The sequence below is a fragment of the Achromobacter insolitus genome (assembly GCF_002209555.1).
Lineage (GTDB): Bacteria > Pseudomonadota > Gammaproteobacteria > Burkholderiales > Burkholderiaceae_B > Achromobacter > Achromobacter insolitus.
Genome location: NZ_NJIF01000012.1, coordinates 58,722 through 83,674, shown reverse-complemented (window position 1 = coordinate 83,674; position 24,953 = coordinate 58,722). Strand labels below are relative to the sequence as shown.

At 63.6% G+C, this 24,953-nt stretch carries 27 protein-coding genes and 1 tRNA gene; 9 read left to right on the top strand and 19 right to left on the bottom strand.

Annotated features, from left to right (window positions below; translation table 11 throughout):
- Positions 1-128: 128 nt before the first annotated feature.
- Positions 129-599 (top strand): Lrp/AsnC family transcriptional regulator, encoded by a 471-nt coding sequence (locus CEY08_RS26600; RefSeq protein ID WP_006226939.1) that lies wholly within the window; start codon positions 129-131, stop codon positions 597-599.
- Between the two features lie 111 nt (positions 600-710).
- Positions 711-944, top strand: coding sequence for a hypothetical protein (locus CEY08_RS26595; protein ID WP_042792988.1), 234 nt, complete (start codon positions 711-713; stop codon positions 942-944).
- An 82-nt stretch (positions 945-1,026) separates the two neighbouring features.
- Here the strand turns inward: CEY08_RS26595 and CEY08_RS26590 are convergent, their stop codons facing one another.
- From CEY08_RS26590 to CEY08_RS26580, 3 genes are all read right to left on the bottom strand, one after another.
- A complete protein-coding gene (locus CEY08_RS26590; protein WP_076812494.1) occupies positions 1,027-1,620 on the bottom strand; it encodes a BPSL1445 family SYLF domain-containing lipoprotein in 594 nt (197 codons plus the stop codon).
- 127 nt (positions 1,621-1,747) lie between these two features.
- The gene (locus tag CEY08_RS26585) at positions 1,748-2,002 is read right to left on the bottom strand and encodes a hypothetical protein (RefSeq protein ID WP_042792986.1); all 255 of its coding nucleotides are present in this window, start codon (positions 2,000-2,002) and stop codon (positions 1,748-1,750) included.
- 201 nt (positions 2,003-2,203) lie between these two features.
- Complete coding sequence (locus CEY08_RS26580; RefSeq protein WP_076812491.1) at positions 2,204-3,070, bottom strand: MurR/RpiR family transcriptional regulator; 867 nt, start codon at positions 3,068-3,070, stop codon at positions 2,204-2,206.
- 117 nt (positions 3,071-3,187) lie between these two features.
- Here CEY08_RS26580 and CEY08_RS26575 point away from each other — a divergent pair, with 117 nt between their 5' ends.
- Together CEY08_RS26575 and CEY08_RS26570 are read left to right on the top strand one after the other, a co-directional pair.
- Positions 3,188-4,186, top strand: coding sequence for a Bug family tripartite tricarboxylate transporter substrate binding protein (locus CEY08_RS26575; protein ID WP_042792984.1), 999 nt, complete (start codon positions 3,188-3,190; stop codon positions 4,184-4,186).
- An 11-nt stretch (positions 4,187-4,197) separates the two neighbouring features.
- Positions 4,198-5,151, top strand: coding sequence for a M14 family metallopeptidase (locus CEY08_RS26570; protein WP_042792983.1), 954 nt, complete (start codon positions 4,198-4,200; stop codon positions 5,149-5,151).
- 31 nt (positions 5,152-5,182) lie between these two features.
- On the opposite strand, the gene CEY08_RS26565 is transcribed toward CEY08_RS26570, so the two are convergent.
- Positions 5,183-5,617: a GNAT family acetyltransferase gene (locus CEY08_RS26565; protein WP_042792982.1), complete on the bottom strand. Its 435-nt coding sequence runs from the start codon at positions 5,615-5,617 to the stop codon at positions 5,183-5,185.
- A 250-nt stretch (positions 5,618-5,867) separates the two neighbouring features.
- Positions 5,868-6,770: a PhzF family phenazine biosynthesis protein gene (locus CEY08_RS26560; protein ID WP_076812486.1), complete on the bottom strand. Its 903-nt coding sequence runs from the start codon at positions 6,768-6,770 to the stop codon at positions 5,868-5,870.
- A gap of 480 nt (positions 6,771-7,250) precedes the next feature.
- On the opposite strand from CEY08_RS26560, the gene CEY08_RS26555 reads away from it, so the two are divergent.
- A complete protein-coding gene (locus tag CEY08_RS26555) occupies positions 7,251-7,727 on the top strand; it encodes a hypothetical protein (protein ID WP_063640461.1) in 477 nt (158 codons plus the stop codon).
- A 23-nt stretch (positions 7,728-7,750) separates the two neighbouring features.
- On the opposite strand, the gene CEY08_RS26550 is transcribed toward CEY08_RS26555, so the two are convergent.
- Positions 7,751-8,674, bottom strand: coding sequence for a 2-hydroxyacid dehydrogenase (locus CEY08_RS26550; protein ID WP_076817594.1), 924 nt, complete (start codon positions 8,672-8,674; stop codon positions 7,751-7,753).
- A gap of 199 nt (positions 8,675-8,873) precedes the next feature.
- Between CEY08_RS26550 and CEY08_RS26545 the strand changes: the two genes are divergently transcribed.
- Positions 8,874-9,767 (top strand): LysR family transcriptional regulator, encoded by an 894-nt coding sequence (locus CEY08_RS26545; RefSeq protein WP_063640463.1) that lies wholly within the window; start codon positions 8,874-8,876, stop codon positions 9,765-9,767.
- 2 nt (positions 9,768-9,769) lie between these two features.
- Here the strand turns inward: CEY08_RS26545 and CEY08_RS26540 are convergent, their stop codons facing one another.
- From CEY08_RS26540 to CEY08_RS26525, 4 genes are all read right to left on the bottom strand, one after another.
- Positions 9,770-11,506, bottom strand: a complete 1,737-nt coding sequence (locus CEY08_RS26540) for an IlvD/Edd family dehydratase (RefSeq protein WP_042796928.1) — start codon at positions 11,504-11,506, stop codon at positions 9,770-9,772.
- Positions 11,507-11,526: 20 nt separating this feature from the next.
- On the bottom strand, positions 11,527-12,537 hold the full coding sequence (locus CEY08_RS26535) for a Bug family tripartite tricarboxylate transporter substrate binding protein (protein WP_063959510.1): 1,011 nt from the start codon (positions 12,535-12,537) through the stop codon (positions 11,527-11,529).
- 999 nt (positions 12,538-13,536) lie between these two features.
- Positions 13,537-14,463, bottom strand: coding sequence for a 3-hydroxyacyl-CoA dehydrogenase family protein (locus tag CEY08_RS26530; RefSeq protein WP_076812483.1), 927 nt, complete (start codon positions 14,461-14,463; stop codon positions 13,537-13,539).
- Positions 14,464-14,499: 36 nt separating this feature from the next.
- A complete protein-coding gene (locus tag CEY08_RS26525) occupies positions 14,500-15,438 on the bottom strand; it encodes an SMP-30/gluconolactonase/LRE family protein (RefSeq protein WP_042792977.1) in 939 nt (312 codons plus the stop codon).
- Positions 15,439-15,627: 189 nt separating this feature from the next.
- Here CEY08_RS26525 and CEY08_RS26520 point away from each other — a divergent pair, with 189 nt between their 5' ends.
- Positions 15,628-16,527, top strand: coding sequence for a spermidine synthase (locus CEY08_RS26520; protein WP_232033742.1), 900 nt, complete (start codon positions 15,628-15,630; stop codon positions 16,525-16,527).
- A 17-nt stretch (positions 16,528-16,544) separates the two neighbouring features.
- Here CEY08_RS26520 and CEY08_RS26515 read toward each other — a convergent pair whose 3' ends face one another.
- The 3 genes from CEY08_RS26515 to CEY08_RS26505 form a co-directional block, all read right to left on the bottom strand.
- On the bottom strand, positions 16,545-17,297 hold the full coding sequence (locus CEY08_RS26515; RefSeq protein WP_076812480.1) for an SDR family oxidoreductase: 753 nt from the start codon (positions 17,295-17,297) through the stop codon (positions 16,545-16,547).
- A 90-nt stretch (positions 17,298-17,387) separates the two neighbouring features.
- Positions 17,388-18,713: an MFS transporter gene (locus CEY08_RS26510; protein WP_088607841.1), complete on the bottom strand. Its 1,326-nt coding sequence runs from the start codon at positions 18,711-18,713 to the stop codon at positions 17,388-17,390.
- Positions 18,714-18,737: 24 nt separating this feature from the next.
- On the bottom strand, positions 18,738-19,937 hold the full coding sequence (locus tag CEY08_RS26505; protein ID WP_063640469.1) for an amidohydrolase: 1,200 nt from the start codon (positions 19,935-19,937) through the stop codon (positions 18,738-18,740).
- A gap of 128 nt (positions 19,938-20,065) precedes the next feature.
- On the opposite strand from CEY08_RS26505, the gene CEY08_RS26500 reads away from it, so the two are divergent.
- Positions 20,066-20,974 carry a LysR family transcriptional regulator gene (locus CEY08_RS26500; protein WP_063640470.1) on the top strand — a complete coding sequence of 303 codons (909 nt, stop codon included), beginning with the start codon at positions 20,066-20,068 and terminating at the stop codon, positions 20,972-20,974.
- Positions 20,975-20,997: 23 nt separating this feature from the next.
- On the opposite strand, the gene CEY08_RS26495 is transcribed toward CEY08_RS26500, so the two are convergent.
- The 3 genes from CEY08_RS26495 to CEY08_RS26485 form a co-directional block, all read right to left on the bottom strand.
- Positions 20,998-22,269, bottom strand: coding sequence for a rhomboid family intramembrane serine protease (locus tag CEY08_RS26495; protein ID WP_076812478.1), 1,272 nt, complete (start codon positions 22,267-22,269; stop codon positions 20,998-21,000).
- A 92-nt stretch (positions 22,270-22,361) separates the two neighbouring features.
- Positions 22,362-22,811 carry a hypothetical protein gene (locus tag CEY08_RS26490; RefSeq protein ID WP_076812475.1) on the bottom strand — a complete coding sequence of 150 codons (450 nt, stop codon included), beginning with the start codon at positions 22,809-22,811 and terminating at the stop codon, positions 22,362-22,364.
- A 101-nt stretch (positions 22,812-22,912) separates the two neighbouring features.
- Complete coding sequence (locus tag CEY08_RS26485) at positions 22,913-23,068, bottom strand: hypothetical protein (RefSeq protein ID WP_232033743.1); 156 nt, start codon at positions 23,066-23,068, stop codon at positions 22,913-22,915.
- A gap of 135 nt (positions 23,069-23,203) precedes the next feature.
- Here CEY08_RS26485 and CEY08_RS26480 point away from each other — a divergent pair, with 135 nt between their 5' ends.
- The gene (locus CEY08_RS26480; protein WP_076812472.1) at positions 23,204-23,641 is read left to right on the top strand and encodes an acetyltransferase; all 438 of its coding nucleotides are present in this window, start codon (positions 23,204-23,206) and stop codon (positions 23,639-23,641) included.
- A gap of 184 nt (positions 23,642-23,825) precedes the next feature.
- On the opposite strand, the gene CEY08_RS26475 is transcribed toward CEY08_RS26480, so the two are convergent.
- The 3 genes from CEY08_RS26475 to CEY08_RS26465 all read right to left on the bottom strand — a co-directional run bounded on the left by CEY08_RS26475 (position 23,826) and on the right by CEY08_RS26465 (position 24,953).
- Positions 23,826-23,902 (bottom strand) — tRNA-Pro (locus tag CEY08_RS26475).
- A gap of 220 nt (positions 23,903-24,122) precedes the next feature.
- On the bottom strand, positions 24,123-24,554 hold the full coding sequence (locus tag CEY08_RS26470; protein WP_042792973.1) for a MerR family transcriptional regulator: 432 nt from the start codon (positions 24,552-24,554) through the stop codon (positions 24,123-24,125).
- 57 nt (positions 24,555-24,611) lie between these two features.
- On the bottom strand, positions 24,612-24,953 hold the full coding sequence (locus tag CEY08_RS26465; RefSeq protein ID WP_042792972.1) for an integration host factor subunit alpha: 342 nt from the start codon (positions 24,951-24,953) through the stop codon (positions 24,612-24,614).

The following is a 24,953-nucleotide window of genomic DNA, read 5'->3' as shown; positions in this document are numbered from 1 at the left end:
TTTTAGCGAAATCGCCAAATGATGGAATAGTCTATAGGGTAAACCCCAGCATCTTTCACTGCATTCACGCGAATTTCCCGTCATACTCGGCACACTTGAATGGCCGAATGACGATAGCTAGGTGACTTATGCCGGAAATCAACCTGGATGCCACTGACATCCGTATCCTCAACGAACTCCAGCGCGATGCGCGGCTGACCAATGTCGAGCTCGCGGCGCGCGTAAATCTGTCCGCCTCGCCCTGCCTGGCCCGCGTGCGCCGCCTTGAGACCGAAGGCCTGATCGACCGCCGCGTCACGCTGCTGAACGCCCGCAAGCTTGGCCTGAAGGTCAATGTGTTCATCCAGATTTCGCTGGACAAGCAGCGCAAGGCGGCGCTGGACGTATTCGAACGCGAGATCGCCGTCCTGCCGGAAATCATGGAGTGCTACCTGATGTCGGGCGACGCCGACTATCTGATACGCGCCCTGGTGCCCGACGTCGATGCGCTGGAACGACTGATCGTCGAACACATCACCCGCATCCCGGGCGTGGCCAGCATCCGCTCCAGCTTTGCCTTGAAGCAGGTGCTCTACACCACCGCCGTCCCGCTCGCGTAAGGCGCGTCGCGGCAAACTTGCGGGATCCTCCGCGCCCCTCCACAATGAAAGCGCCACGCGGGCCGTGCGCCCGCGCCGGCGTCCCTCCCATCGCCTAGCAAGGAGAACACCATGCCTGAAACCGACTGGTTCCCCGGCGGCACGCTACCCGATCGTCAGGGCTATTTCGAAGTGGAATTCGAGACCGGTGAAACCGAAATCACACGCTACGGCATGCTCGGCTGGGAGCCCGAGCAGGATCGTGGCCGCATCAAACGCTGGCGCGGCCTGGACCCGGCAATCGAAGCCGCCGAAATGCAGCGCGAGCGCGCGGTGCGCAGCAACGGCGACTCCGTCATGGGCTGACGCCCGGCCGCCCCTTGCGGCGGCCAGCCAATGCAAAACGCCGCGGAGGACTCATCCGCGGCGTTTTGTTTTGCCAGAAGGCTTACAGGTCCAGCTTGGAGATCTTGGTACCAGCCAAGGACACGCCCGCCATCAGGCCGCCGTTGTTCATCACGAAACCGACGATGGGCTGTTGAGCCGTATTCGTATCGATCCGGCCGTTCGCACCAATATTGACGACCGCCACCGTAGCGTCGGCACCCACGGTCCAGCCACTGCTATTGCGGAACTTGGCCAACGCTTCATCGGTCATGAACAGCAACACCATCGCCTTCGATTGGGCACCGGCCTGGAAGCCGACCGAGCCCGCCGTGGTGCTGTAGTAGCCGGCGTTGGCACCGCCCACGCGCAACACGCCCTTGCCGTGCTCCGCCCCGATGATGAAACTGCCGCTCAGCACGTCTGGGAATATCAGCACGCCCTTGGCGCGCGCGACCAATTCCTTGGACTGGGGCGATGCCTGGTAAAGCTTGCCCAACGTGGCATCGGCCGCGCTGTTCAATGACTGGCGCTGCTCGGTTGCGGTGGCCGAGGATTTGGGACTGGTGGTGGTGCAGCCCGTAAACATCAGACCGGCTACGCCGATCGCCGCGGCGGCCAAGCCAGCGCGACGCAAGACAGGAAAAGTATCAAACATGGAACTCTCCTTTTTGTTGTCACCCTGTACCACTGTACCGGGCAAATGCGCCCGCGCAAGGCACACGATTGTGCGAAAAGAAACAAAACCTGCCTGCGCCGCGGGTTCCCGCCCTTCGATAGCGCCCCTACAGGATGCCGTAACGGGGTTCGCCCGTGGACTCATCCACCGACACGATGCCCGACAGCACCAGTTCCGCATGGCGTCTTGCTGTGCCTGGGTCGTCGAAAGTCACGAAGCGCGGCAGCGACCAGCGCCGCTCGAAAACGCCCTCCGTCCTGCGGCACACCGCAACCTCGATAGCCAACACGCCGGTATCCAGCCGGATGACCTGGCATTCCACCTCGAATCCATCGATATGACGCTGTGGCCACGCGCCCATGCCTCGCTCCTGAAAGAAGTTCGCCCGGCCGCAATATGCCAAAAATAATTCGGCTTGAAAAGCAATGTTTTCAAGGAGTTATGACGTACTAGAGCAGCTAGTGCGCAAGCATCTTGCAGCGTGCGGAAACGGCCTCGAATCGCCCCATTTCCGGGTCGATTGCCACTGGCGCGCAAAGCGTGGCCGCGCGCCGCCACTCCCCTATTGAGCGCCGGGCGGACGTATCCATTGCGCGTCCCATAAGCCCTCGCCGCGCTCGAGCGCCGCGCCCAAGGCCTGTTTGCTGCGCTGCGCTACCGCTGCGAGCAGGGCATTGCATACCGAGAAAGCCGCCGTGTAGGAATCGAAAGGCGACGCGCTGGAACTGCGCGCAATGAGCACGTGGTGCGCAGAGGCCGCGGCGGGGGCCGATGCCGAATCGGTGATCAGGATTACCTTGCCGCCGCGCTGCCGGAAGTATTTGACCGCATTGGCCGCAGCAACTGAATAGCGTCGGAACGTGAAGGCCAGCAGCACGTCGGCCTCATCGATCCAGAGCAACTGGTCTTCCAGGAACAGCGGGCCGGCGGCCACCATGGGTTTCACCGATGGCAGGCACAGGTTCAGGTAAAGCGCCACATGGCTCGCCAACGGCGCTGCCTGGCGCAGCCCCAGCACATGCACCCGCCCCCTGCGTTGCGTCAGCAGCCGCACTGCCGCTTCGAAGGCGGCCACGTCGATGGACGCGTACGTCTCTTTCAGGTTGTGCTGATCATGCAGCAAGGCGTTGTGCAGGCAAGCGCGCGGCGACGGCTTGTCGCTGCCGACCACGTCCGCGCGCTCGCCAGGCGAGGCCAGGCGCGCCGTCACTTCCGCGCGCGCCTCCATCTGCGCCTGCGCATAGCTTTCGTAGCCCAGCTTGGCCAGCAATCGCACCACGGTGGACGCGCTGGTGCCGACCAGACTGGCCAATGCCGTTGCCGATTCCAGCAAGCTTTGCGGATAGCGCGCCTGCATTTCCTCAACCAGCACCTGTTCGGTCTTGCTGAGCTTGCGGCCATAGCCGGCAATTCGTTGGTGCAGGTTCATTCTTGGAAGGTCCTAGGTGATAACCCCAAATTTCACAACACTCATTGCATCTTATATTGCAGCCTGCAATTTCTATTGCAAATTAGACCAAACCCGCAGTCACCACAAGAGAATTCCATGAAGCATCACCCGCAGGGGCCGTCCTTGGCCCGCCGCAGCCTGGTCCTGGCCGGCCTGGGCGCCGCCTTGCTGCCGTTGGCCGCGCGCGCCAATGCCTATCCGTCGCGCCCCATCACGCTGGTCGTTCCTTTTCCGGCGGGCGGCTCTGTCGACCTGATCGGCCGGCTGTATGCGGACGCCCTGGGCAAGGCGCTGGGCACCAGCGTCATTATCGAAAACCGCGATGGAGCGGGCGGCGCCATCGGCAGCAAGCGGGTCGCGCGTGCCACGCCTGACGGCTACACGCTGGTTGCATCATCGCAAAGCTCGCATCTGGCCAACCCATTGATGCGCGGAGATATCGGCTACGACCCGATCAAGGATTTCGTCTCGATTTCGCAGCTGTCGCGCACGCCGAACGTGCTGGTGACCAACGCCGCCGTGCCCGCCCGCAACCTCGCGGAGTTCGTCGCCCTGCTGAAAGCGCGTCCCGATCAGCTGCATTACGCCACCGCGGGGATCGGCAGCATGGGACAACTCAACGCCGAGCTGTTCAAGAACACCCTGCAAGTGCAGGCGGTGCACGTGCCCTACCGAGGCGGCGCCCCCCTTATCAATGCCCTGCTCTCCGACCAGGCGCAGTTCGCCCTGGACAACCTCGCGCCCTTCCTGCCCCACATCCAGGTCGGCAAGATGCGCGCCTTGGCGGTCGCCGCTCCCAAGCGGCTGGATTCGCTGCCCGATGTGCCGACCTTCGAAGAACTGGGCTATCCCGTGCTCAACTCCATGTCGTGGATCGGCCTGGCCGCGCCCGCCGGCACGCCTGACGACATCGTTCAGAAACTGCTGGCCGCCGTGCGCACCGCCGCCAAGGAGGACGGCATGCCGCAATCCCTGGAAAAGGCCGGCGCGCTGCCGCCCGAAGATCAGACGCCTCAACAGTTCACCTCCATGATGTCCGAACGCCTGGCGTTGTACAAAGACCTTATCGACCGCGCCGGCATCCGTCCTGAATAGGCCCGACTCCCATGAAAAATCCCGCTTTCGAACCCGACACCGCTCCACTCGAAGTCTTGCCGCGCGATCTTGCGGCCTACCGCAAGGGCAATGTCGGCATTCCGTATGTGCATCGTTTCGAATCGGGCCGCCCCGGCCCGCACGTGCTGATCAACGCCATCACGCACGGCAACGAGATCTGTGGCATGGTGGCCGCCACCCATCTGCTGGACACGGGCGTGCGGCCCAAGATCGGCACGCTGACCGTCAGCTTCGCCCATGTCGAGGCCTATGAAGCCTTCGACATCGAGAACCCCTACGAAAACCGCCAGCTCGTCCACAACCTGAACCGCATCTGGTCGGCCGCCATGCTGGACGGTCCGGAAGACAGCCCCGAACTGCGCCGCGCCCGCGAACTGCGTCCGGTGCTCGATGCCGCCGACTTCGTGCTGGATATCCACTCCACGCGCGCCCCCGTGCAACCCTTCTGGGTCTACACGGAAATGGACCGCAACACGGCGCTGGCCAGCGCCGTCGGCGCGCCGCAGGTGCACCTGGTAATGCCGCCCGACCTGTTTCCTGGCACGGGCGTAATGGGCTACGGCCGCCACGGCGACCCGGACTCCGATAGCGGCGGCTCGCTGGTGGTCGAATGCGGCCAGCATTTCGCGCAGTCCGCCGCCGCCCTGGCGACGGACGTCACGCTGCGCTTCCTGGCGCACCTGGGCCTGATCGATGCTTCCGCCGAAACGCCGCCCCCGCCCGTGCCGCAGCGCTATCGCCTGCTTGAAGTGCACATGGTGAAGTCCGAGAACTTCGCCTTCACCCGTCCGGTCATCGGCTTCGAAACGTTCGCAAAGGGCGAACTGATCGCCATGAACGGCGCAGAGGAAATCCGTTCGCCCTGCGACGACTGCACCATCTTCATGCCCACGCGCATGCCCATCGTGGGCCGCGAAGCGGTCTACCTGACCGTGGCGATCTGAGACGCGCGGCAAGCGCCCGTTCCGGGTCTCTTCAAAGATCCGGAATCAGGCGCTTGCCCAGGCTGATGACCTCGTCCTGCTGAAAGCCCAGCGTCGCATAGAAATCCTTGACGGCGACATTGCCCGACCGTATCAGCAGATTGATCTTCGGGCAGCCCATTTCCAGCAGCTTGCGCTCCACCGCAAGCATCAGCGCGGTCGCGTAACCACGGCGCTGATGGGCAGGCGATACCGCCAGGTAATTGATCCAGGCACGATGGCCGTCATAGCCGCCCATCAGCGTTCCGACGATCGCGCCTTCCGCCTCCCCCACCAGGAAAAGATCCGATTGCACCGCGAGCTTGCGCGCAATGTCCTTGCGCGGATCGTTCCACGGACGGGTCAGGCCGCAGTCATGCCACAGTTGGATGATCGCGGCTTCGTCGGTCGAATGGTAGGGCCGGATGGCGAGGTCTTGCGCACTCATGCTTCGTTCCTTCAATGATGGCAACGAAAGCCTTGCGATACGCCTCGATAGCGGGACCAGCCGGAAACAGAAAAGCCACGAGAGGTATCGTGGCTTTCAAAGGATGGCGCCGATGATTCGGCGCCCGGACGTGACTAGCCACTCAACTTGGACGTCGAGTGATTCGTCGATGGTTTGCACCGAAAATCGGCGCGCAATGCGGTACGCTCATGCGGTCAAGCATACACGAGGCCCCGCGGAGCCGCCAGGCTCAAGACACATCAGGCGCCCCCAGCGTGCCTTCCATGACCACCACGGCCTCGCCCGCCACGCCTGCCCACACGCCGTCGGTGCGCGGTTCGGCGTGGGCCAGCAGCACGCTGGCGCGCCCCATGTCCACGCCCTGCTCCACCCGCAGGCGCAGCGCGCCCTCTCCGCGCAGGGCAGCGCGCAATGCCGTCATGGCCGCCGTCGCGCTGCCGGTCGCGGGGTCTTCCGTCATGCGTCCGGTGAACATGCGGGCCTGCACATCCGCCCCGCCCGGGCGAGTATCGGTGGCATAGGCATAGATGGACTTCGCGCCGTCCAGCGGCAGCAGGGCCGCATAGCCCGCCGGGTCGGGCACGGCCCGGCGCAAGGCGTCGCGGCTGGCCAACTGCACCACCAGGAAGATCAGGCCGACCGACGCCACCTGGGGCGCATGCGCGGAGCTATCGATGTCCGCGGGTACCAGGCTCAAGGCCCGCGCCACCGCGGCGGCCGGCGCCTCGCTGGCGAGCGACAAGGGTTGCGGCGCGAGCAGTTCCGCGGCGTCCACGCCCCTGGCGCCCTTGCGCAACGCAATGCGCACCAGTCCCGCTTCCTCCTCGAACACAAAGGCATCCGGCACGGTCAAGGCCGAAGCCGTCATTTCCCGCGCCAGCACCACGGCCGTGCCCACATTCGGATGCCCCGCGAACGGCACCTCGCGGTCGGGCGTGAAGATGCGCACCCAGGCCGTGTGGGCCGGGTCCCGCGGCGGCAGCACAAAGCTGGTTTCGGAATAGTTGAATTCGCGCGCGATGCGCTGCATCTGCAGCGCGCTCAGCCCCTGAGCGTCGAACACCACTGCCAGCGGATTGCCGCCGTATGCTTGGCTGGTGAACACATCGGCGGTGACATAACGGTAGCGCATGGGACGTCCTCTCAAGCCGCGCGGACTGCGCGGCGACCTGGGAAGTGTGTGCGGCTGGCGCCCCGCCCGCCAGACACAGACACGACCAATCGGGACCGTAACAGCGGGAGGATTTGGCATAGACTCTGGGCAGGCGGCGAACGGACGTCACCATCAAACTGCGCAGCAACAGTCTGCTCGAAGTGCGTTTTTCCCGGCCTGCCCCACGCCCGGGCGACGCCCTGCCTTGATCTCCGCGGCGCGCGGCCCTCCTGTCTTGCATCAACGCAGCCCCCCACGCTGGCCCAGTACAATATCCCATATATGGGGACGATGAAAATGAAAGACAGTGCAAGGCCCGCGGGGGTACTTACCGTCGACGAGGCGGTACGCCTGGCGCAAGACTGGGCACGCGCGCATCACGCGGACGCCGATCGAAGCAAAAAGTTCGCCATCCAGTGGCACCGGGACACGAGCCCCGGCAACAGGCAAGGCGATGCATTGCAAAGAGATCTCGCCTTCTTTTTCCAGGCCGCCTCCAATGACGCCGCTTACTGGCGCTCCGTCGGCGACTTCACCGAGGAAGCCACGGGTCCCTGGGGAGTGCAGGCACTGAAGGCGTTGGCCGGCTTGAATTTCGTCGGCCTTGCCGCGGCCATCATCCTGTTTGCCGCGCGGGACAGCTCCGCGTTCACGGCGGGCGCGATCAGCGCATGCGCCCTGTTCCTGGCCGGCCTGCTGCTGGCCTATCCGGCACTGCGGCTCACCAACATTTCCCGCTCCACGGCAAACGCCGCCTCCGCCCTGCAAAGCCGGGAAGCCGGCGCCGCGTCGACCTGGGAACAACTGCAGTCCGCCAATCACGGCAATCCCAACGTCGGTCGCCGGGAACGCAAGATCGCCTTGCACATGGCCTGCATCATGGCCGCCACGGCGACGGCAGGCTGTGCCGCGCTGGTCGCGACCGTGTGGCTCTAGGCGCGCAACCGCAACAGGCGCAGCTACACCACCGGAGTGATCGCCCGTCCCGTCGTGAAGAACGACACAAGATTCCGGATCGCCAGTTCGGCCATCTGGCGGCGCGTTTCGTGCGTGGCGCTGCCGATGTGGGGCGCCAGCACCACGTTGGGCAGGGACCGCAACGGGCTCTCGCCCAGCGGTTCGCTCTCGAACACATCGAGCGCGGCGCCCTGGATGGTGCCACTGGCCAACGCCTGGCACAGGTCTGCCTCGTTGATGACCGAACCGCGGGCGACGTTGACGACGACGCCATTCGGCCCCAACGCGCGCAATACCTCCGCATCCACGATATGCCGCGTGGCCGCTCCGCCCGGGCACGACAGGATCAGCACGTCGACGTGGCCAGCCATGGCAGGCAGGGAATCGAAGTGCCGCCATGGCACTTCCTGGCGCGCACGTCCAAAGTAGCTGACGTCCACTTCAAACGGCACGAGCCGCTGGACGATCTCCTTACCGATGCGCCCCAAGCCAACGATGCCTACCTTCTTGCCGGCGAGGCTTGCCCCCAACGGAAATGGCGATCGCTCCCAAGCGCCGCTGCGCACGTAAATGTCGGCCGCGGGCACCCTGCGCAACAGCGCAAGCAACATTCCCACCGCGAGTTCGGCCACGGCCTTGTTCAGCACGTCCGGCGTATTGGTCACGGCAATTCCCCTCTGCCGCGCATGCTCCAGCGCAATCCCGTCGTAGCCGACCCCGTTGGTCGTGATAATGCGCAACCGCGGCAAACGGTCCATCAGCTCGGCGGTAATCCGGTAGTTCGAACGCGTAACAATGCCGCCTATCAGCGCCGCCAGCGCCGGGTCCTGCTCGAGCGCCTCCTCGTCGATCATCGCGAACACCGAACGGAAGCGGGCTTCCACTGCCTCGGGGAATACCCCTACCTTAAGCAGTGGGGGAAACACGCTGCTTCCGTCCACAGGGGATTTTTCTGGTTCCTGGCGCGCTGCAGCCAGTTCAGGGGCCATCATGGGTTTCAACCTCGACGCTTTAACATAGGGGAAATTGGCGCGACAAGCCTGCAGCTTTCGCGGCCGGGCTCGTAGCGGTTCGTGCGATCTTCAATCTGAAGTTTCTCCTTCCAGGGCGAGAGCCCAGCGCATCATGGACATAAAGTGCATGCAAAGCTTCGTCGCGGTCGTCGAAGCCGGTTCGTTCGCCGAAGCGGCGCGCAAGCTCGACCTGACCTCGGCCGCCATTGCCGCCCGCATCAAGGCGCTGGAGATGGACCTGGGCGTAGCGCTGGTCAAGCGATCGGGCCGCTCGGTCAGGCCAACCGAAAGCGGCATGCGGATTCTCGAAGGCACCAAGGCGGCCATCCGGAACATCCGTGACTTGCGCGCCATGGCCATCGATGGGGACCAGCCCGGCGAGTTCCGCATCGGTTGCTTCGTCTCGGCGCTCACGAATGTGCTGCCCCCCATCCTCAAGTCCCTGTACCGCCGGCATCCGGATGCATCGGTGTTCGTCACGCCGGGCGGCTCCATCGACCTGTGCGGCAAGGTGGTCAACGGAGAACTCGATGCGGCGATCGTGGTGGAGCCCCAGTTCTCCGTGCCTAAAAGCTGTCTCTGGCAGCCGTTCATGGAAGAGCCGCTGGTCGTCGTGGCCCCATCCCATCTTGCCGGACAGGACGCACACACCCTGTTGTCGACCCAACCCTTCATACGCTATGACCGGAACATCTATGGCGGCCAGCTGGCGGACCGCTATCTGCGCGATCACCAGATCTGGCCGAAACAGCGCCTGGAGATCGACGGCCTGCTTGCCATCGTCGCCCTGGTGCACGAAGGCCTGGGCGTCGCGCTGATTCCGGACTGGTCCTCCATGTGGAAGTCGCTGGATGTGGCGCGCATCCCCCTGCCCAACCGCGCCCCCGTGCGCAGGAACGGCCTGATCTGGAACACCCGCGGCCATCACGCCAAGATGGCCGCGTCGATTTCCCAGGACGCCCGCGCCATTTTCGGGGGCTTGGAAGAACGCGAGGCAAAGGAGTAGCCCTACTTCGGTTTGGCTGGCACGCCGCGCAGGAAATCAAAATCGACGCCCTTGTCGGCCTGGGTCACCGTATCCAGGAAGAGCTTTTTGTAGCCGCGCTCGGCCGTGGGAGGCGTGACGGGCTGCTCGCGGCGGCGGCGGTCCAGCTCTTCTTCCGGGATCAACAGGGAAATCTCCCGCTGGCTGACGCTAAGCCGTATGCGGTCACCGTTGCGCACATAGGCCAGCGGCCCGCCTATCGCGGCCTCCGGTGTGACATGCAGCACAATAGTGCCGAAGGCGGTGCCGCTCATGCGGCCGTCCGATATCCGGATGATGTCCTTCACGCCCTGAGACGCCAGTTTCTTCGGGATAGGGATATAGCCCGCTTCCGGCATGCCGGGCGCTCCTTTCGGTCCGATGTTCTTCAGGACCAGTATGTCCTGCGGCGTGACGTCCAGGTCCGCGGCGTCGATACGGGTCGCCAGGTCCTCGGCGTTCTCGAACACCACGGCGCGCCCTTCGTGTTCCATCAGCGCGGCATTGGCAGACGACTGCTTGATGATGGCGCCTTCGGGCGCCAAGTTGCCCGACAGCACGGCGATACCGCCCTGCGGATAGATCGGGTCCTGCCTTGTCTTGACCACGCTCTGCGTGAACCCCGGTCCCGCGCGCTCGATCTCCTCACCCAGCGTCCTGCCGGTCACCGTCAGCGCATCGAGCTTCAGCAAGGGCTTGAGCTCGCGCAGCAGCGTGGCCATGCCGCCTGCCTTGTGAAAGTCCTCCATGTAGTGCTGGCCGGACGGCTTCAAGTCCACCAGAACTGGCGTCTCGCGGCCCATGCGGTCCAGCGCTTTGAGGTCCAGGTCCAGGCCCAACCGCCCGGCGATGGCGGTGAGGTGGATGATGCCGTTCGTCGATCCGCCTATGGCCAACAGCACCCGCATCGCATTCTCGAACGCATCCGCGGTAAGGATCTTCGAGATGCGCAGGCGTTGCCTCGCGATTTCGACGGCCTGCGCGCCGGTGAGTTCGGCGATGCGCATTCGGTCCGCCGTGACCGCGGGAGGCGTGGCGCCGCCAGGCACCGTCATGCCCAGCGCTTCGGCGATGCACGCCATGGTGCTTGCGGTACCCATGACCGAACAGGTGCCCACGCTGGCCACCAACTGGTTGTTGACGTCGGCGATCTCCTGGTCGTCGATCTCCTCGGCCCGGTACTTGCCCCAGTACCTGCGGCAATCCGTGCATGCGCCGACTCGTTCAGAGCGATGCGAACCCGTCAGCATCGATCCCGTCACCAGCTGGATCGCAGGAATGTCCGCGGAGGCGGCGCCCATCAGCTGGGCGGGCACGGTCTTGTCGCATCCGCCTATCAACACCACCGCATCCATGGGCTGCGCGCGTATCAGTTCCTCGGTGTCCATGGACATGAGGTTGCGCAGGTACATGCTCGTGGGAAAGGAGAAGCTCTCGTGGATGGAGATGGTCGGGAAGTCCATCGGCAGCCCGCCGGCGAACATGATGCCGCGCTTGACCGCTTCCAGCAGCTGCGGCGCATTGCCATGGCAGGGGTTGTAGGCGCTGCCCGTGTTGGCGATGCCAATGACGGGCCGATCCAGCGCCCCGTCCGTATACCCCGCGCCCTTGATGAAGGCCTTTCTCAGGAACAGCGAGAATCCGCTGTCGCCGTAGCTGGTAAGGCCCTTACGCAGGCCGCTAGCCTCGTCCTGCGCCGCCCCGTTGGTTTTCTTGCTCATCTTGTTCAAGCTGCTTCCAGTTAGTTTGCGGTGATGCCACCGTCGCGGATGACCTTGGCCCACTGCTCGATTTCCGCGTTCAGGCGCGCCTTGGAGGCATCGACATCAAGCGCGTCGGCGTAGACGCCTTGCTGCAGCAGCTGGGCCTTGGCATCGTCCTTGGCCAGCGCAGTCATCAGCGCTTTGTTGATCTTGGCAACAATGGGAGCCGGCGTGCCCGCCGGCGCCATGACGCCAAAGAGCGAACTGACGTTGAAGCCGCTGAAGCCCTGCTCCTCTGCGGTCGGGATGTCCGGCAGCATCGACACGCGTTGCGGCGTCAACACGGCCAGCGGACGCAGCTGGCCGGACTTGATAAAGGAGATCGCGGCCGGGACCGTCTCCGTCATCGTCTCCACCTGGCCACCGACCAGGTCGGTCATGGCCGGGCCGCTGCCGCGGTAAGCCACGTGCACAATGTTGACGCCCGCGATCTGCTTGAACAGCTCCATGGCCATGCGCTGGGGAGCGCCGGCGCCCGATGAGGCGAAGTTGAGTTTTCCGGGATTGGCTTTTGCGTAGCTCACCAGCTCGGCCAAGGATTTGATCGGCAGCTTGGGATTGACCACCGCCACCAGCGGGACGAAACCGACTACCCCGGCAGGCGCAAAGTCTTTGCGCAGGTCATAGGCAATGGTGTCCTTTTCCAGGGTCGCCATGACCGAGTGCGAGGTCAGCGCTCCCATCAGGAGGGTGTACCCGTCAGGCTGCGCGCGCGCCACTTCGGCAGCGCCGATATTGCCGCCCGCGCCGCCCCGGTTCTCGATCACGACCTGGCCGCCGATCTGCTCGCTCAGGCGCTGGCCTACGATACGTCCGATGACGTCGGTCGCGCCGCCGGGCGGGTACGGGATGATCAGGCGGATGGGCTTGCTGGGATAGGTGTCGGCAGCCTGCGCGGATGCATGGCCGGAAACGGTGAACGCCGCGGCCGCGATAAACGCAGCCGCCGCGATGTGTATGCGCTTGCGCGCGGCATTCTTACAGAACATTTTTGTCTCCCGATGCGTTCTTATGGCCTGAAAGCTCTAGACGCATGTTCGCAAACTCTCGCCCGCGAAAAGAGAAAAAAATTTATGTTCTGTCAAAAAAATCCCTGAGAGTCCTAGGCCGTCTGGATGAGGAGAATCCGGACTGCACTTGGGTGTTGTGACGCAGGGTTCTTGAGCCGCCAGCGGCTGGACTGCGGGATTCCGATGCTCGCCCCATTGGGGCTGCGCTTCGGATCCCTCCGCCCGGCCACCGGCTCGCGACACCTGCCCATGAACGGGGGCTGAAAACCAATGCATTAGGCGACTGCCAGCCGAGGACCCCGGAGCCATACGAAGCACAGCCCCGCCGGGGCGAGCATCGGAATGGCGCAGGGCAGCCTCGGCGACTAAAGAACCCTAGCATCCGCAGGCTCGAAGCCCTGCCACCCGCACTTCGATTTTGGGAAGCACGGTTCTTGAGCCGCCGGCGTCCGGACTGCGGGATTCCGATGCTCGCCCCATTGGGGCTGCGCTTCGGATCCCTCCGCCCGGCCACCGGCTCGCGACACCTGCCCATGAACGGGGGCTGAAAACCTATGCATCAGGCGACTGCCAGCCGAGGACCCCGGAGCCATACGAAGCGCAGCCCCGCCGGGGCGAGCATCGGAATGGCGCAGGGCAGCCTCGGCGGCTAAAGAACCCTGACATCCGCGAGCTCGAAGCCCTGCCACCCGCACTTGGGTTTTGTGACGCAGGGTTCTTGAGCCGCCAGCGGCCGGACTGCGGGATTCCGATGCTCGCCCCATTGGGGCTGCGCTTCGGACCCCTCCGCCCGGCCACCGGCTCGCGACACCTGCCCATAAACGGGGGCTGAAAACCAATGCATCAGGCGACTGCCAGCCGAGGACCCCGGAGCCATACGAAGCGCAGCCCCGCCGGGGCGAGCATCGGAATGGCGCAGGGCAGCCTCGGCGGCTAAAGAACCCTAGCATCCGCAGGCTCGAAGCCCCGCCGCTTGCGTCAGGCCAATGCTTCCTCATCCTTCAGGATCTGCATGGCCTTGCCCAAGGCGACCTGGTAGCGCCGCTGCTCCTTGGCGACCCTGTCCGGCGTCCACTGGTAGAAGCCCCTAAGGGAAGGCGATTTGACGCCGATGTTGCCCTGCTCGACCAGCTCGCGCATGAGCGGGCTGGGCCTGTCGTCCGTGCGCAAGTGCGGGTACATGGTCGCGGCAGCCGCGCAATGGATGTCGATGCCAGCCAGGTCCTTCTGCAGCAGCGGACCGGCCGCGATATAGCGGAATCCGAATCCATAGCGCACGGCCGTATCCACGTCCTCGGCCGAAGCGAAGCCCTCCTCCACCAACGCAATGGCTTCACGCATCAGCGCATGCTGGATGCGGTTGGCCAGGAAACCCGGCACATCTCGCTTGACCTGCACCGGCTTCTTGCCGGTATCGCGCATGATGCGGCTGACTTCCTGGGCCATGGCTTCATCGGTCGCCTCGCCGCGTATCACCTCCACGGCGGGCACCAGATGGGCGGGCATGAAGTAATGCAGGCCCACCATGCGCGAGCGGGTGTGCAAACCTTCGCCGATGGCACTGATGGGAAAGCTCGACGAATTGCTGGTCAGGGGAATGGAAGCCGGCGCCAGCCGTTCCAGGCGAGCGAAGACCTCGCGCTTGGTTTCCAGCAGTTCCGGCACGCACTCGACCACAATGCGCGTATCGCTCCAGTCGATTTCCTCCATGGTGGCGCTGGTGACGATGCGCCCGGCATCCGCCTGCCCGCCGATCATTTCGCTGGACGCATTCACGCGCCGCGTCGCCGCCGCGCGCGCAGCCGCGTCGGGCTCCACCAGCCACACTCGCCAACCGGCGGCATGAAAGCCGGCGGCAACGTCGGCCCCCATGGTGCCCGCGCCCAGCACAATTGCCTGATCCATCTGTTCCGTCCTTTTGGTAGTTGGGGTATGTGGTACTCAGAGAGCCTGCGCATCGGGCGCCGGCAGATACATGGGCTTGCCCGCCACGTCCAGGTCAACGCGCAGGATGCAGGCCGAACTGGACTCGGTGATGTAGAGCGTGCGTCCGCCAGGCCCGCCAAAGGCCACATTGGTTGTGTGCAGCCCCTCCGGCGACTGGATGCGCAGGGCCGGCTGGCCCAGCGCATCCATGCACCAAACCGTGCCCAAGCCCACGTGGGCGATGCACAGGCCTCCGCGCGCGTCCAGCGCCAGTCCGTCCGGACCGCCGCCTCCCGACATCTGGATGAAGGTCCCGACCTTGCCGACCTGACCATTGCGCAGCAGCGGCACCTTCCAGATCGCATTGGCCCGCGTCGCGGCGACATACAGCGCGTGCTCGTCCAGGTCCATGACCAGGCCGTTGGGACTGGGTATGCAATCAAGCAGGCAATCCAGCTGTCCGTCCGGGCGCAAGCGGAACAGGCGTCCGGTCGGGTCCTGCCAGCCGGTCATGCCCTGGTCGGTGAAGTAGAGATCGCCCGCCTGCGAGAAGAACAGGTCGTTCACTCCCTTGAAGCGCTCGATGTTGTAGCGCTCGAGCACCGGCCGCACCTCGCGGCGTTCAAGGTCGAACTGCATGATGCCGTGCTTGTAGTCGGCAATGAAAATGCGCCCGTCGCGATGGAACTTCAGGCCATTGGGCCAGCCGTCGTACTGCGCCAGCGGCTCGAACTCGCCGCGCGCATCGACGCGCAAGATGCGGCCGTTGATGACGTCCACGCAATACAGCAAGCCGTCCGGCCCGAAGGAAGGCCCTTCCAGCAACGAGCGCGGCGGATTGCCCTGCGGCTGGCCGGCGACCCACTCGTTCAGGTCCTGGCCTTGCCACTTCAACTCGTCGGGCAGCCGGGCATATACGCTGGCCTGAATCCTCGGGACGGGATCGTAGAACATGCGGGTCTCCTCTGATTTTCCGAACGGGAATCCATGCGTCCCGTTTCGAGCAAAATTCTAAGGAGAGCCAAGTATTTAAGGAAATGAAATATATAGAACGAATCTTTCAATAAAAACGATCGCTGATTTCTAATGTCCCGAGGCCATCCTCCCCCGGACGCCGCGCGGCCGCTCCCCGAGCAGGATACGATGACGCGTCCCTTGCTTATCGCCCACCGCCCTATGTTCCGCATCGCCAGCCATACCGTACTCGCACTCGTCATCGCTGGGGCAGCATTGCTGCTGCTGCGGGGCAATGGCGGCCCGCAGCTGATCCATAGCGAAGACTCGCAGTTCGGCAAACTGCTGGTATTCGAGGAAAACGGCGAGCGCTGCATGAATTTCAACTCCATGCACGACGTCGGTCGCCAGACCTGCATGAGCCTGGAGCACCCCGGGCAATTGGTGTTTTCCTACACGCGCATGATGATGACCGCGCTCTACGTCCACCCCAAGCCGAGAAACATCCTGATCGTCGGACTGGGCGGCGCCACGCTGCAGAACACCCTGGCCAGGCTCTTGCCCGGCACGGTTGTCGATACCGTGGAAATCGATCCCGCGGTGGGCACCGTCGCGGCGCGCTACTTCGGCTACCAGCAGGGCCCCAGGCAACGCCTATTCCTGGAAGACGGCCGAGCGTACATTGAACGCGCCCATCGCGACGGGCAGCAATACGACATGGTGATGCTGGACGCGTTCGACGTCGACTACATCCCCGAACACCTGATGACGCTGGAGTTCCTGCAGCACGTGCGCGGCATCCTCGCGCCGGGCGGCGTGGCGGTGGCGAATACGTTCACCAATAGCCAGCTGTATGAGCGCGAGTCGGCGACCTATGCGGCGGTGTTCGGAACGTTCTTCAATCTGCAGACGGGCAATCGCGTCATCGTGGCGGTCAATGGCGAGTTGCCCGGCCGCGATGAGCTTGCTCGCAATGCCGAAGCGCTGGATGCCGTACTCGGGCCTTTGGGCGTCAATGCCAAGGAAGCCCTGGACCTGTACTCGCGCCGACAGGCGGCCGCCAGCGAAGCGCCGGTCTTGCGCGATTGAGCGCACCCGGCGCTCGCTCACTTCACCGCGGAGTTGCCCCCATCTGCGTAAAGTGCGGACCCCGTCACGAAGCTTGCCATCGGACTCGCCAGGAACAGCGCCGCCGAGGCGATTTCATCGGCGCGCGCAATCCGCTTCATGGCGTGCAGGCCGGCCGCCCAGTCCTTCTGTTCCTGGCTCCCGGCCATCTCGGTGTCCACCCCGCCGGGCAAGAGCGCGTTGGCCCGGATGCCTTGCGCGCCATAGTCTGCCGTAATGCCTTTGACCAGGCCCATCAGCGCGGCCTTCGACGTGCCGTAAGCCGTCATCCCGGGCAAGCCCACGCTCGTCCCCACAAAGCTGGACACGAAGACCAGCGCGCCGCCGCCGCGCTCCAGCATGGCCGGAATCTGATGACGCGCTCCCAGGAACGCCGCGGTGAGATTGACGTTCAGCGTGTGTTCCCACTCGTCCAGGGCAACTTCCGCCAGCGGCCTGACGGGGCCGATGGTGCCGGCGTTGTTTACCGCGATATCCAGGCCGCCGAATTCGCGTTGCGCGTCCTGCACCGCTTGCCTGTGCGTTTCCGGCCTGGCGACATCGCCGGCCGAAACACAGACCCGCCCACCGGCGCTTCTGATCTCGTCCGCCACTTGCTCCAGGAGTTCATGGCGCCTCGCGGTCAGCACCACTGCCGCGCCCTGGGCCGCCAGCAGCAGCGCTATCGCGCGTCCGATACCCGATGACGCGCCCGTCACCAAAGCGACCTTTCCAGCAAGAGATAAAGACATTGGCGTCAGCTCCAAGCATGAATAATGCTTGCATCCTACAAATGCGAGTACGCCTTGTCCTCCCGCTTCTTGCTGTCCACGCGCGGCATATCACGCCACGGATCCGCGCTGCGCCATCCGTCCCGGCAATGCCTGAGCCGCCTGCCTGGCATCATCGGCAGGCCGTAACAACACGCAGCCCAACACACCAAGCGCGCCGCCTGCAAGACTGTAGAACACAGGCGCCAGCGATATCCCCGTGACCTGGATCAGCCAGGTCACGATGAACTGGGCAAAGCCGCCAAAAATCATGACAGCGATGTTGTAGCAAACCGCCAACCCGGCCGAGCGCACGTTGGTCGGAAACTGTTCTCCGAGCGCTGTCGCAAACGGTCCGAGAAAGCCGCCCAGCAGGATGCTCAGCACGGTGAATGCGACGATCAGATTCGGCAAGGTCGGCGCCGACTGCACCCACGAGAAGAGCGGATACATCAATATCGCGTAAGGCAACAGAAACGACAGCATCACCGGCTTTCTTCCATGGCGGTCCGAAATCGCGCCGGAAATTGGAATGATGACGATCAGCGCCAACAGTCCGACGGCCTGCGCGGTGAAGGCATCATGCAGCGCGAAGCCGAACTGGCGGGTCACGAAGGTCGGCAGATAGATGATGAATGTATAGACCGAGGCCGTGGCGCAAGTGGTCAGGCACAGCGTGGCTGCGATGGACCGTGGATAACGGCCCAACATGGCTGCCAGACTGACCGTCTCTCCCTTGCGCAGCGACGCCGCGGATTCTTCGGGCTCGTCCAGATACCGCCGGATCCACCATCCCAACGGCGCGATCAGCAATCCCACGACAAACGGAATGCGCCACATCCCGTCGAGCAACTGTTGCTCGGTGAAGATCGATGTCAGCAGGAACCCGGTGGCGGCGCCTCCAAGATTGGCGAGATTCTGGCCGAACATCTGCCAGGCGCCATAGAGCCCCTTCTTGTTCCTGGGCGCGGCTTCCACCAGATAGGCGGTAGACGATGCGAACTCGCCCCCGGTCGCGATCCCCTGCATCAGGCGAGCCAGCACGATCAGGATGGGCGCGGCGACGCCGATGGTGGCATACGAAGGCGTAAAGACCATGATGAGCAAGGACACCGTCATCAATGCAATGATCAATTGCAGCGCGGACTTCCTGCCCTTGCGATCCGCGTACATGCCGATGGCAATGCCGCCGATCGGGCGCGTAACGAAACCGACGCCGAACGTCGCCAGCGTCAGCAACAGCGCGGTATGTTCGCCCGCTTCCGGAAAGAACACCTTGGCAATGATGAACGCCATCGCCGCGAACACGCCGAAGTCATACCATTCGAGCGCATTGCCAAATATCGCCGCCGTCAATTGCAGCCATCGCGGGGCGCTCTTCTTTTTTGCCTTGTTCATGTCTTGTCTCCTCCCTACTGCTACCTAGTTGTTGTTGTCCAGCGGCAGCGCTCTTTCGGCTATCCGGGAAAGCACCGCGCTACCAATGGGAATGGCGGCATCGTTGAAATCGAAATGCGAGGTATGCAGCCCGTGCACATGATCCGAATCGCCCGTGCCCAGGTGGATGTATGCCCCCGGCCGTTCGCGCAGCATATAGGCGAAGTCCTCCCCTCCAAGACTTGGCAAGGGCTGCCGGACGACATGCTGCTCGCCCACCACATCCTGCGCCGCGTCCCTGGCCAAGCGGGTCTGCGGTTCCGAGTTGATCGTGGCTGGCACGTTCGGCTCATACTCAAGCGTCGCCGACCCGCCGAGCCCTCTGGCGACACTCTCGACGGTTTCCCGCAGACGGGCTTCCAGTACCAGCTGAACTTCCGGCCGCAATGATCGGGCGGTACCCGTCAGCACTACCTCGTCCGGAATGACGTTGAAGCCGGCCAGGCAGCCTCCGGCCACGGCGCAAAGGCTCAACACGCCTGCGTCCAGCGGGTCCAGGTTGCGGCTCACGATGGAATGCGCCGCGACGATGACGTGGCCTGCAATCAGCACCGGATCCACAGTCCGTTGCGGCGCGATCCCCCCATGGCCGCCCTTGCCCCGGATCCGGATCGTAATGCGGTCGGACGCGGCCATGACAGGCCCGACCGGGATGGACACCGTTCCCAGGGGCAATGCCGGCCAGTTGTGTAGCGCGTACACCTCTTCAATGGGAAACTGCTCGAACAGTCCATCCTTGACCATTTCCAGGCCGCCGTTGTGCCCCTCCTCTCCGGGCTGAAAAATCAGATAGACCACGCCATTGAAATTCCGGGTGCGCTGCAGATAAGCGGCGGCGGCCAACAGCATCGCGACGTGGCCGTCATGGCCGCAGGCATGCATCTTTCCGTCATCCGCCGACGCGTACCCGAGTCCGGTGCATTCGCGGATGGGGAGCGCGTCCATGTCCGCTCTCAAGCCTATCGCCCGTCCGCTGCTCGTATCCCGGCCTTGAATGAAACCGACCACGCCGGTGCGTCCGATGTTGGTGTGGAATCCGATGGAGAGCCGACGCAATTCCTCGCAAACGACCTTCGCCGTGCGGTGTTCCTCAAAACCCAATTCTGGATGCGCGTGCAGGTCGTGCCGGATTTTCCTGTACCTGGTGGCATCCGCGGACAACTGATCAAGAATTTTCTGTGGCATGGGCTTGGATTCGTTATCGAAGGTTTTATCTACACGTGCGTGTTCACTACCGCCCGAATGGTAGAGACACCCTATCCATGCCGTAAAATGCTATTTAACGATGCCCGTCATACTAATAAGGTATAGCCATGGATCTGCGGCAATTGCGCTATTTCGTTGCCGTCGCCGAGCGCGGCAGCATCAGCCTCGCGGCGCAGTCGGTGCATATCGCCCAGCCGGCATTGACCCGGCAGATCCAGGCATTGGAAGAAGAACTGGGCACCGCGGTTTTTGAACGAACCACGCGCGGCGTCCACCTGACCGAAGCGGGCAAGCAGTTGCTCGTGGACGCGAACCGCCTGCTGGGCGATGCGACCGCAGCCATGGAACGCGCCCAGCGCGCCGGACGCGGCGAGATCGGACACCTGACCATCGCCTTGCCGGTCATGCTGACGCTGCGTTCCCTGCTCGCCGATGCGCTGCGGCTATTCCGCCGTGACGCCCCGGGGGTCTCCTTGACGCTCAGTCATCTGCTTTCGGATGCGCAGATCGAACTTCTGCCGACGGGCAGGCTGGATGCGGGATTCACGCTATTCAGGCCGCTCGACGATCCCGCGTTCAAAGGCATCCCCATCTATTCCGAAAAGATGTTGGTCGCCTATCCCGCAGACTGGCATTGGGACAATGGCGGCCCTGATTCCCTGCGCGAACTCGCCGGCCGGGACTTCATCTGGCTACCGCGCCATGCAGCGCCCGTCTGGCATGACAGGCTGATTCACTGCTTTTTCAAGGCCGGATTCGTGCCCCGCTCATCGATACAGGGGGTGGACGTCGGATCGATGCTCACCCTGGTCGCCGCGGGCTTGGGCTGCACGGTCCTGCCCGACTCGGCCACGCGCGCCGCACCGCCGACCGTCGCCTTCAAGGAACTGCCCGATCTGGACGTGGTCCAGCATTGGGAACTGGTCTGGCGAGCCGACAACCAGTCGGCCCCGCTCGAGCGGTTTATCGACATCGTCACGAATCATGTCGCGGACCCTGGCCGCCGTCTGGTGTGAAGAGCGGCACGCTGCAGCCCGCGCTACCTCGCGCAGCTCCAGTACGGGCAACCCGAGTGCCCGATGATTGCCCAAGCCAGCTCGCCCGGGCGGCGGAGCATGCCCTTCAAGGCGCTTGCCTGCGCCCGCAAGGGCGCTGAATCCGTCCGGTACATGCCTTTCTGGTCGAGCAGGAAGTTCATCTTCAAACGCGCCTGGCGCGCCTTCTCCGGATCGATTTCGCCGCCGTCTTCTTCAAAGATAGCGCGATAGATCTGTGTTTGAGTTCCGCAGTACTGGTCCGCCGCGGTCAATGCCTCTTGCATGGCGGCATCCGTGTAGAGTTTGCGCAAGCCTGCGATCTGCGCATGGCAGCTTTGGTACTGCAGCGGCATGAACCTTGCCAGCAGAGCCAGGTCCCGATCGCCGGGTTTCGCGCAGCGCCGCAGATCCGGCGTTTTCAATCCGTCGCGCGCAGCGGCGGCCAACGCGCCGGCAGCGCACTCCTCCAACGACGGCGCTTTCCATAGCGCCTGATCCGAGCCCAGCAATCCCATTTTTCCCAGCGTGCGTCCGAACCGGGCAGCGGCAAGCTGTTCCTGCATGTCGCGGTCATGATTGTCGAGCGTCACCGCAGCCAACGCCGCGACGCCGAGCATGCCGGTGGCGGCCAGGACCACCGCCGCCGTCACCGGCCGCAAGCGCTCGGCATACAACGCGATACCCGCGAGCAGCGCCCCCGACAGCAAGCCGCCCAGGTGCGCCGCGTTATCGACGTCGAACGCAAAGCCCGCGCCAAAGGTCAGCACCAGGCTGAACAGCAGATTGCCAGGTGGGATATGCGGCCGGCCCATGCGCCGGTCATGCAGGCCGTAAACGATCGCCGCCCCGAAAATGCCCAGGATCGCGCCGGACGCACCGCAGCTAAGGAAGAATTCGTCGCGATGCCATAGCGCCGTGACCAGGCTGCCGCACAGGCCCGACAGCAGATACACGCCCAGGAACACCCAGGAACGCATGCGCGCTTCCAGGATGATCCCCAGCGACCACAGCGCCAGCATGTTGATCGCCAGATGCAGGAAGCCGATGTGCAGGAACATGCTGGTGAACAAACGCCAGTATTCCCCGGACAAGGTCAAGGCTGGAACGTTGCCGCCCCAGTCGATTAGGAATGAGGTCTGGCTCAGGCTCTCGAACGCGCGGGAATCCAGGAATCCCGCTACGCAGTACAACGCGATATTGCAGGCGATCAGCAAGAGCGTGAACTTGCTGGCGAATATTCTTTTGAGCAGGAACCTGCGTTGGGATAGAAGCATCAGGTAGGCATATTGATGAGTGGGCTTTATCTTAACCAAGCCAGGCGTGACGTCGCAGGAGCTCGCGGTGCGCGATGTACCGCTGCGGTGCGTTACTCAACGCCAGCCTTGATCGCAGGCTTCTCGTTGCTGCACCCTTCGTTTTGATATCGGCCCGGCTTGCCGAGCTTCGCCGTAAATATGCAGGGCTCGCCGGAATACGCATGCGTGGCCTGCACTTTCAGCACATTGCCGGTGACAAGCACGCTCTGCATGCGCTGCCCGCAACTCCAGAAGGTGGTCGAGAGTTCCGCGAAGGTCTGTTCCGCGACGAGCTTCGCGGGGCGGCCAGGGGACGCGGAAGCGATCCATTGAATCTGGACGCGGCAGCTGACATGCTCGAAGCCGACCTCCTCCACGACGATCCGGTACGCGCCCGTGACTGCGCCGTCGGTCCAGCGGCCGCCCTGCACCGCGCGCGCGACCGACGTGTCCGCTTGCGTTTCAGCGACAGCGCTGGTCGCCTGTAGCGCCAGCAAAAGGAACACCGCAAGACTTCTCATGGCTTTCATCCGCAGACTGCCTGGTTGTCAATGATCGTCAAACGCCTCGACAGCGCTGCCTGGGCCGGCGCTTACACCAAATTCAGACGCGGCGCCGATCGTCATACGTTCAGCGCGATCACCAGCGCCAGAACGGCGATTGTCATCAAGGCTCCAGCAATGCCGGCAGACGGCCGATAGTCCGGCCCCGCGCCCTGATCCTTGAACTGAAATGGCCGCGTCCAGAAGACAAACAGACTGCCTGCGAATGCGGCCACCGCGAACACACTCCACACAACTACGCACGCCACCGGTATCTCCTCCTGCCCCTGGGTTGCGCGAAGGGCGTCCCAGTGTACCCATTCGGGGTCATCAATTTGACGCCGGAATTAAAGATCAAATACGCTGCGCGGATGATTACGATAAGAATCTCCCGTCCCGAAGAAGGCCCACGCGCAGTCGAAATCTGGCGCAACGCGGTCGATGCCACGCACGACTTTTTATCACCCGAAGATCGCCAGGCCATCGACGAGATGGTGTGCGGCTTTCTCCCCCAAGTGCCGCTCTGGCTTGCGGTCGACGCCAATGATTATCCGCAGGCATTCATGCTGATCGACAACGGCCACATGCAGGCGCTGTTCGTCGACCCCGCCTGCCGCGGAACAGGCATAGGCGCTGCGCTGGTGCGACACGGCCTCTCGCTTCATCCCAACATGACGACGGACGTCAATGAGCAGAACGGCCAAGCGGTAGGCTTCTATGAAAAGATGGGCTTCAAGCGCACGGGCCATTCGCCGTTGGACGATCAAGGCAGGCCATACCCGCTGATCCATCTGGCGTATCGAAGCTGATCGGAAGAAAACAAAAGCCACCTTCATCAGGTGGCTTTCTTTTGACCGGCGCCGATGCAACGGGCCTGCGTCGCACGCATCGACTTGCGTCGCGCGCATCGAGATTGAGTCGCGCGCATCGAAAATGGACCAGCAGAAATGAAAAGGCCGTCAGTGATTTCTCACTGACGGCCTTTGGAACTACTGGTCGGGACGGCGGGATTCGAACTCGCGACCCCTTGCACCCCATGCAAGTGCGCTACCAGGCTGCGCTACGCCCCGAAAGAAAAAGAGTATAGCAGAACAAAAAAATGTTTGCACGCATTCGTGCAAAAAAAGTGCTGAATACTCAAAAAAATTTTCGCGCTGCGTTCATCGATTGCATCAACCGCATGCGCATCGATGCATGCTGCGCGAGGTACTGCTCAATGCAACGCGCGGCTTGCGCCGCGCGTTGCAGGGACTGCGTTCAAACAATATGGAGAAACCGATGCGCCGGCGATCAGGCTGCGGGGCTGACGTTGCCGGCGCTTGCGCCTGCAGCGTTTGCCGCAGTGCCCAAGGCTTCGGCCAGCATCGTCGAGACGTTGCCCAGCTCGTTGCGCAATGCTTGCATCTCGGCGCCCGAGAGGCGCACTGCGGCATCCTGATCGTGCGGCACGTCGCGTGCATCGCCCAGGCGATTGCGCGCGCCGCTGATCGTGAAGCCTTGCTCATACAGCAGCGAACGGATGCGGCGGATCAGCAGCACTTCGTGATGCTGGTAGTAGCGGCGATTGCCGCGCCGCTTCACCGGCTTGAGCTGCGTGAATTCCTGTTCCCAATACCGCAAGACATGGGGCTTGACGCCACACAGGTCGCTGACTTCACCGATGGTGAAGTAACGCTTGGCGGGAATGGGCGGTAAGGTAACGGTGGATTCGGTACGTGTCATAAGGAGATTTTATGCCGCGATGCGTCAGGCGCCGATAACAATTGCCGACAAAGCGTATCACTCCTCGGCATCGGATGCCGCGGGGGCCGCCTGCTCCACCACGCTCTTGAGCTTTTGGCTCGCGTGGAAAGTAACGACGCGGCGCGCGGCGATGGGGATGGTCTCGCCGGTCTTGGGATTGCGGCCAGGGCGCGGCGGTTTGTCGCGCACCTGGAAATTGCCGAAGCCGGACAGCTTGACGGAATCTCCGCGCGCCAAGGCATCGCGGATTTCCTCGAAGAAGGTATCAACGATGTCCTTGGCTTCGCGCTTGTTCAGGCCGACCCGCTCGAAGAGCAGTTCGGCCAGTTCAGCCTTGGTCAGAGTGCGCGGCTCGGCAGCAAGCATACTGTTCCCCAT

What these genes read in the sequence shown, in the direction of transcription:
- CEY08_RS26600 (WP_006226939.1), top strand. Translation starts at nt 129, where the DNA reads ATGCCGGAAATCAACCTGGATGCCACTGACATCCGTATCCTCAACGAA.
- CEY08_RS26595 (WP_042792988.1), top strand. Translation starts at nt 711, where the DNA reads ATGCCTGAAACCGACTGGTTCCCCGGCGGCACGCTACCCGATCGTCAG.
- CEY08_RS26590 (WP_076812494.1), bottom strand. Translation starts at nt 1,620, where the DNA reads ATGTTTGATACTTTTCCTGTCTTGCGTCGCGCTGGCTTGGCCGCCGCG.
- CEY08_RS26585 (WP_042792986.1), bottom strand. Translation starts at nt 2,002, where the DNA reads ATGGGCGCGTGGCCACAGCGTCATATCGATGGATTCGAGGTGGAATGC.
- CEY08_RS26580 (WP_076812491.1), bottom strand. Translation starts at nt 3,070, where the DNA reads ATGAACCTGCACCAACGAATTGCCGGCTATGGCCGCAAGCTCAGCAAG.
- CEY08_RS26575 (WP_042792984.1), top strand. Translation starts at nt 3,188, where the DNA reads ATGAAGCATCACCCGCAGGGGCCGTCCTTGGCCCGCCGCAGCCTGGTC.
- CEY08_RS26570 (WP_042792983.1), top strand. Translation starts at nt 4,198, where the DNA reads ATGAAAAATCCCGCTTTCGAACCCGACACCGCTCCACTCGAAGTCTTG.
- CEY08_RS26565 (WP_042792982.1), bottom strand. Translation starts at nt 5,617, where the DNA reads ATGAGTGCGCAAGACCTCGCCATCCGGCCCTACCATTCGACCGACGAA.
- CEY08_RS26560 (WP_076812486.1), bottom strand. Translation starts at nt 6,770, where the DNA reads ATGCGCTACCGTTATGTCACCGCCGATGTGTTCACCAGCCAAGCATAC.
- CEY08_RS26545 (WP_063640463.1), top strand. Translation starts at nt 8,874, where the DNA reads ATGGACATAAAGTGCATGCAAAGCTTCGTCGCGGTCGTCGAAGCCGGT.
- CEY08_RS26540 (WP_042796928.1), bottom strand. Translation starts at nt 11,506, where the DNA reads ATGAGCAAGAAAACCAACGGGGCGGCGCAGGACGAGGCTAGCGGCCTG.
- CEY08_RS26535 (WP_063959510.1), bottom strand. Translation starts at nt 12,537, where the DNA reads ATGTTCTGTAAGAATGCCGCGCGCAAGCGCATACACATCGCGGCGGCT.
- CEY08_RS26530 (WP_076812483.1), bottom strand. Translation starts at nt 14,463, where the DNA reads ATGGATCAGGCAATTGTGCTGGGCGCGGGCACCATGGGGGCCGACGTT.
- CEY08_RS26525 (WP_042792977.1), bottom strand. Translation starts at nt 15,438, where the DNA reads ATGTTCTACGATCCCGTCCCGAGGATTCAGGCCAGCGTATATGCCCGG.
- CEY08_RS26520 (WP_232033742.1), top strand. Translation starts at nt 15,628, where the DNA reads ATGACGCGTCCCTTGCTTATCGCCCACCGCCCTATGTTCCGCATCGCC.
- CEY08_RS26515 (WP_076812480.1), bottom strand. Translation starts at nt 17,297, where the DNA reads ATGTCTTTATCTCTTGCTGGAAAGGTCGCTTTGGTGACGGGCGCGTCA.
- CEY08_RS26510 (WP_088607841.1), bottom strand. Translation starts at nt 18,713, where the DNA reads ATGAACAAGGCAAAAAAGAAGAGCGCCCCGCGATGGCTGCAATTGACG.
- CEY08_RS26505 (WP_063640469.1), bottom strand. Translation starts at nt 19,937, where the DNA reads ATGCCACAGAAAATTCTTGATCAGTTGTCCGCGGATGCCACCAGGTAC.
- CEY08_RS26500 (WP_063640470.1), top strand. Translation starts at nt 20,066, where the DNA reads ATGGATCTGCGGCAATTGCGCTATTTCGTTGCCGTCGCCGAGCGCGGC.
- CEY08_RS26495 (WP_076812478.1), bottom strand. Translation starts at nt 22,269, where the DNA reads ATGCTTCTATCCCAACGCAGGTTCCTGCTCAAAAGAATATTCGCCAGC.
- CEY08_RS26490 (WP_076812475.1), bottom strand. Translation starts at nt 22,811, where the DNA reads ATGAGAAGTCTTGCGGTGTTCCTTTTGCTGGCGCTACAGGCGACCAGC.
- CEY08_RS26480 (WP_076812472.1), top strand. Translation starts at nt 23,204, where the DNA reads ATGATTACGATAAGAATCTCCCGTCCCGAAGAAGGCCCACGCGCAGTC.
- CEY08_RS26470 (WP_042792973.1), bottom strand. Translation starts at nt 24,554, where the DNA reads ATGACACGTACCGAATCCACCGTTACCTTACCGCCCATTCCCGCCAAG.
- CEY08_RS26465 (WP_042792972.1), bottom strand. Translation starts at nt 24,953, where the DNA reads ATGGGGAACAGTATGCTTGCTGCCGAGCCGCGCACTCTGACCAAGGCT.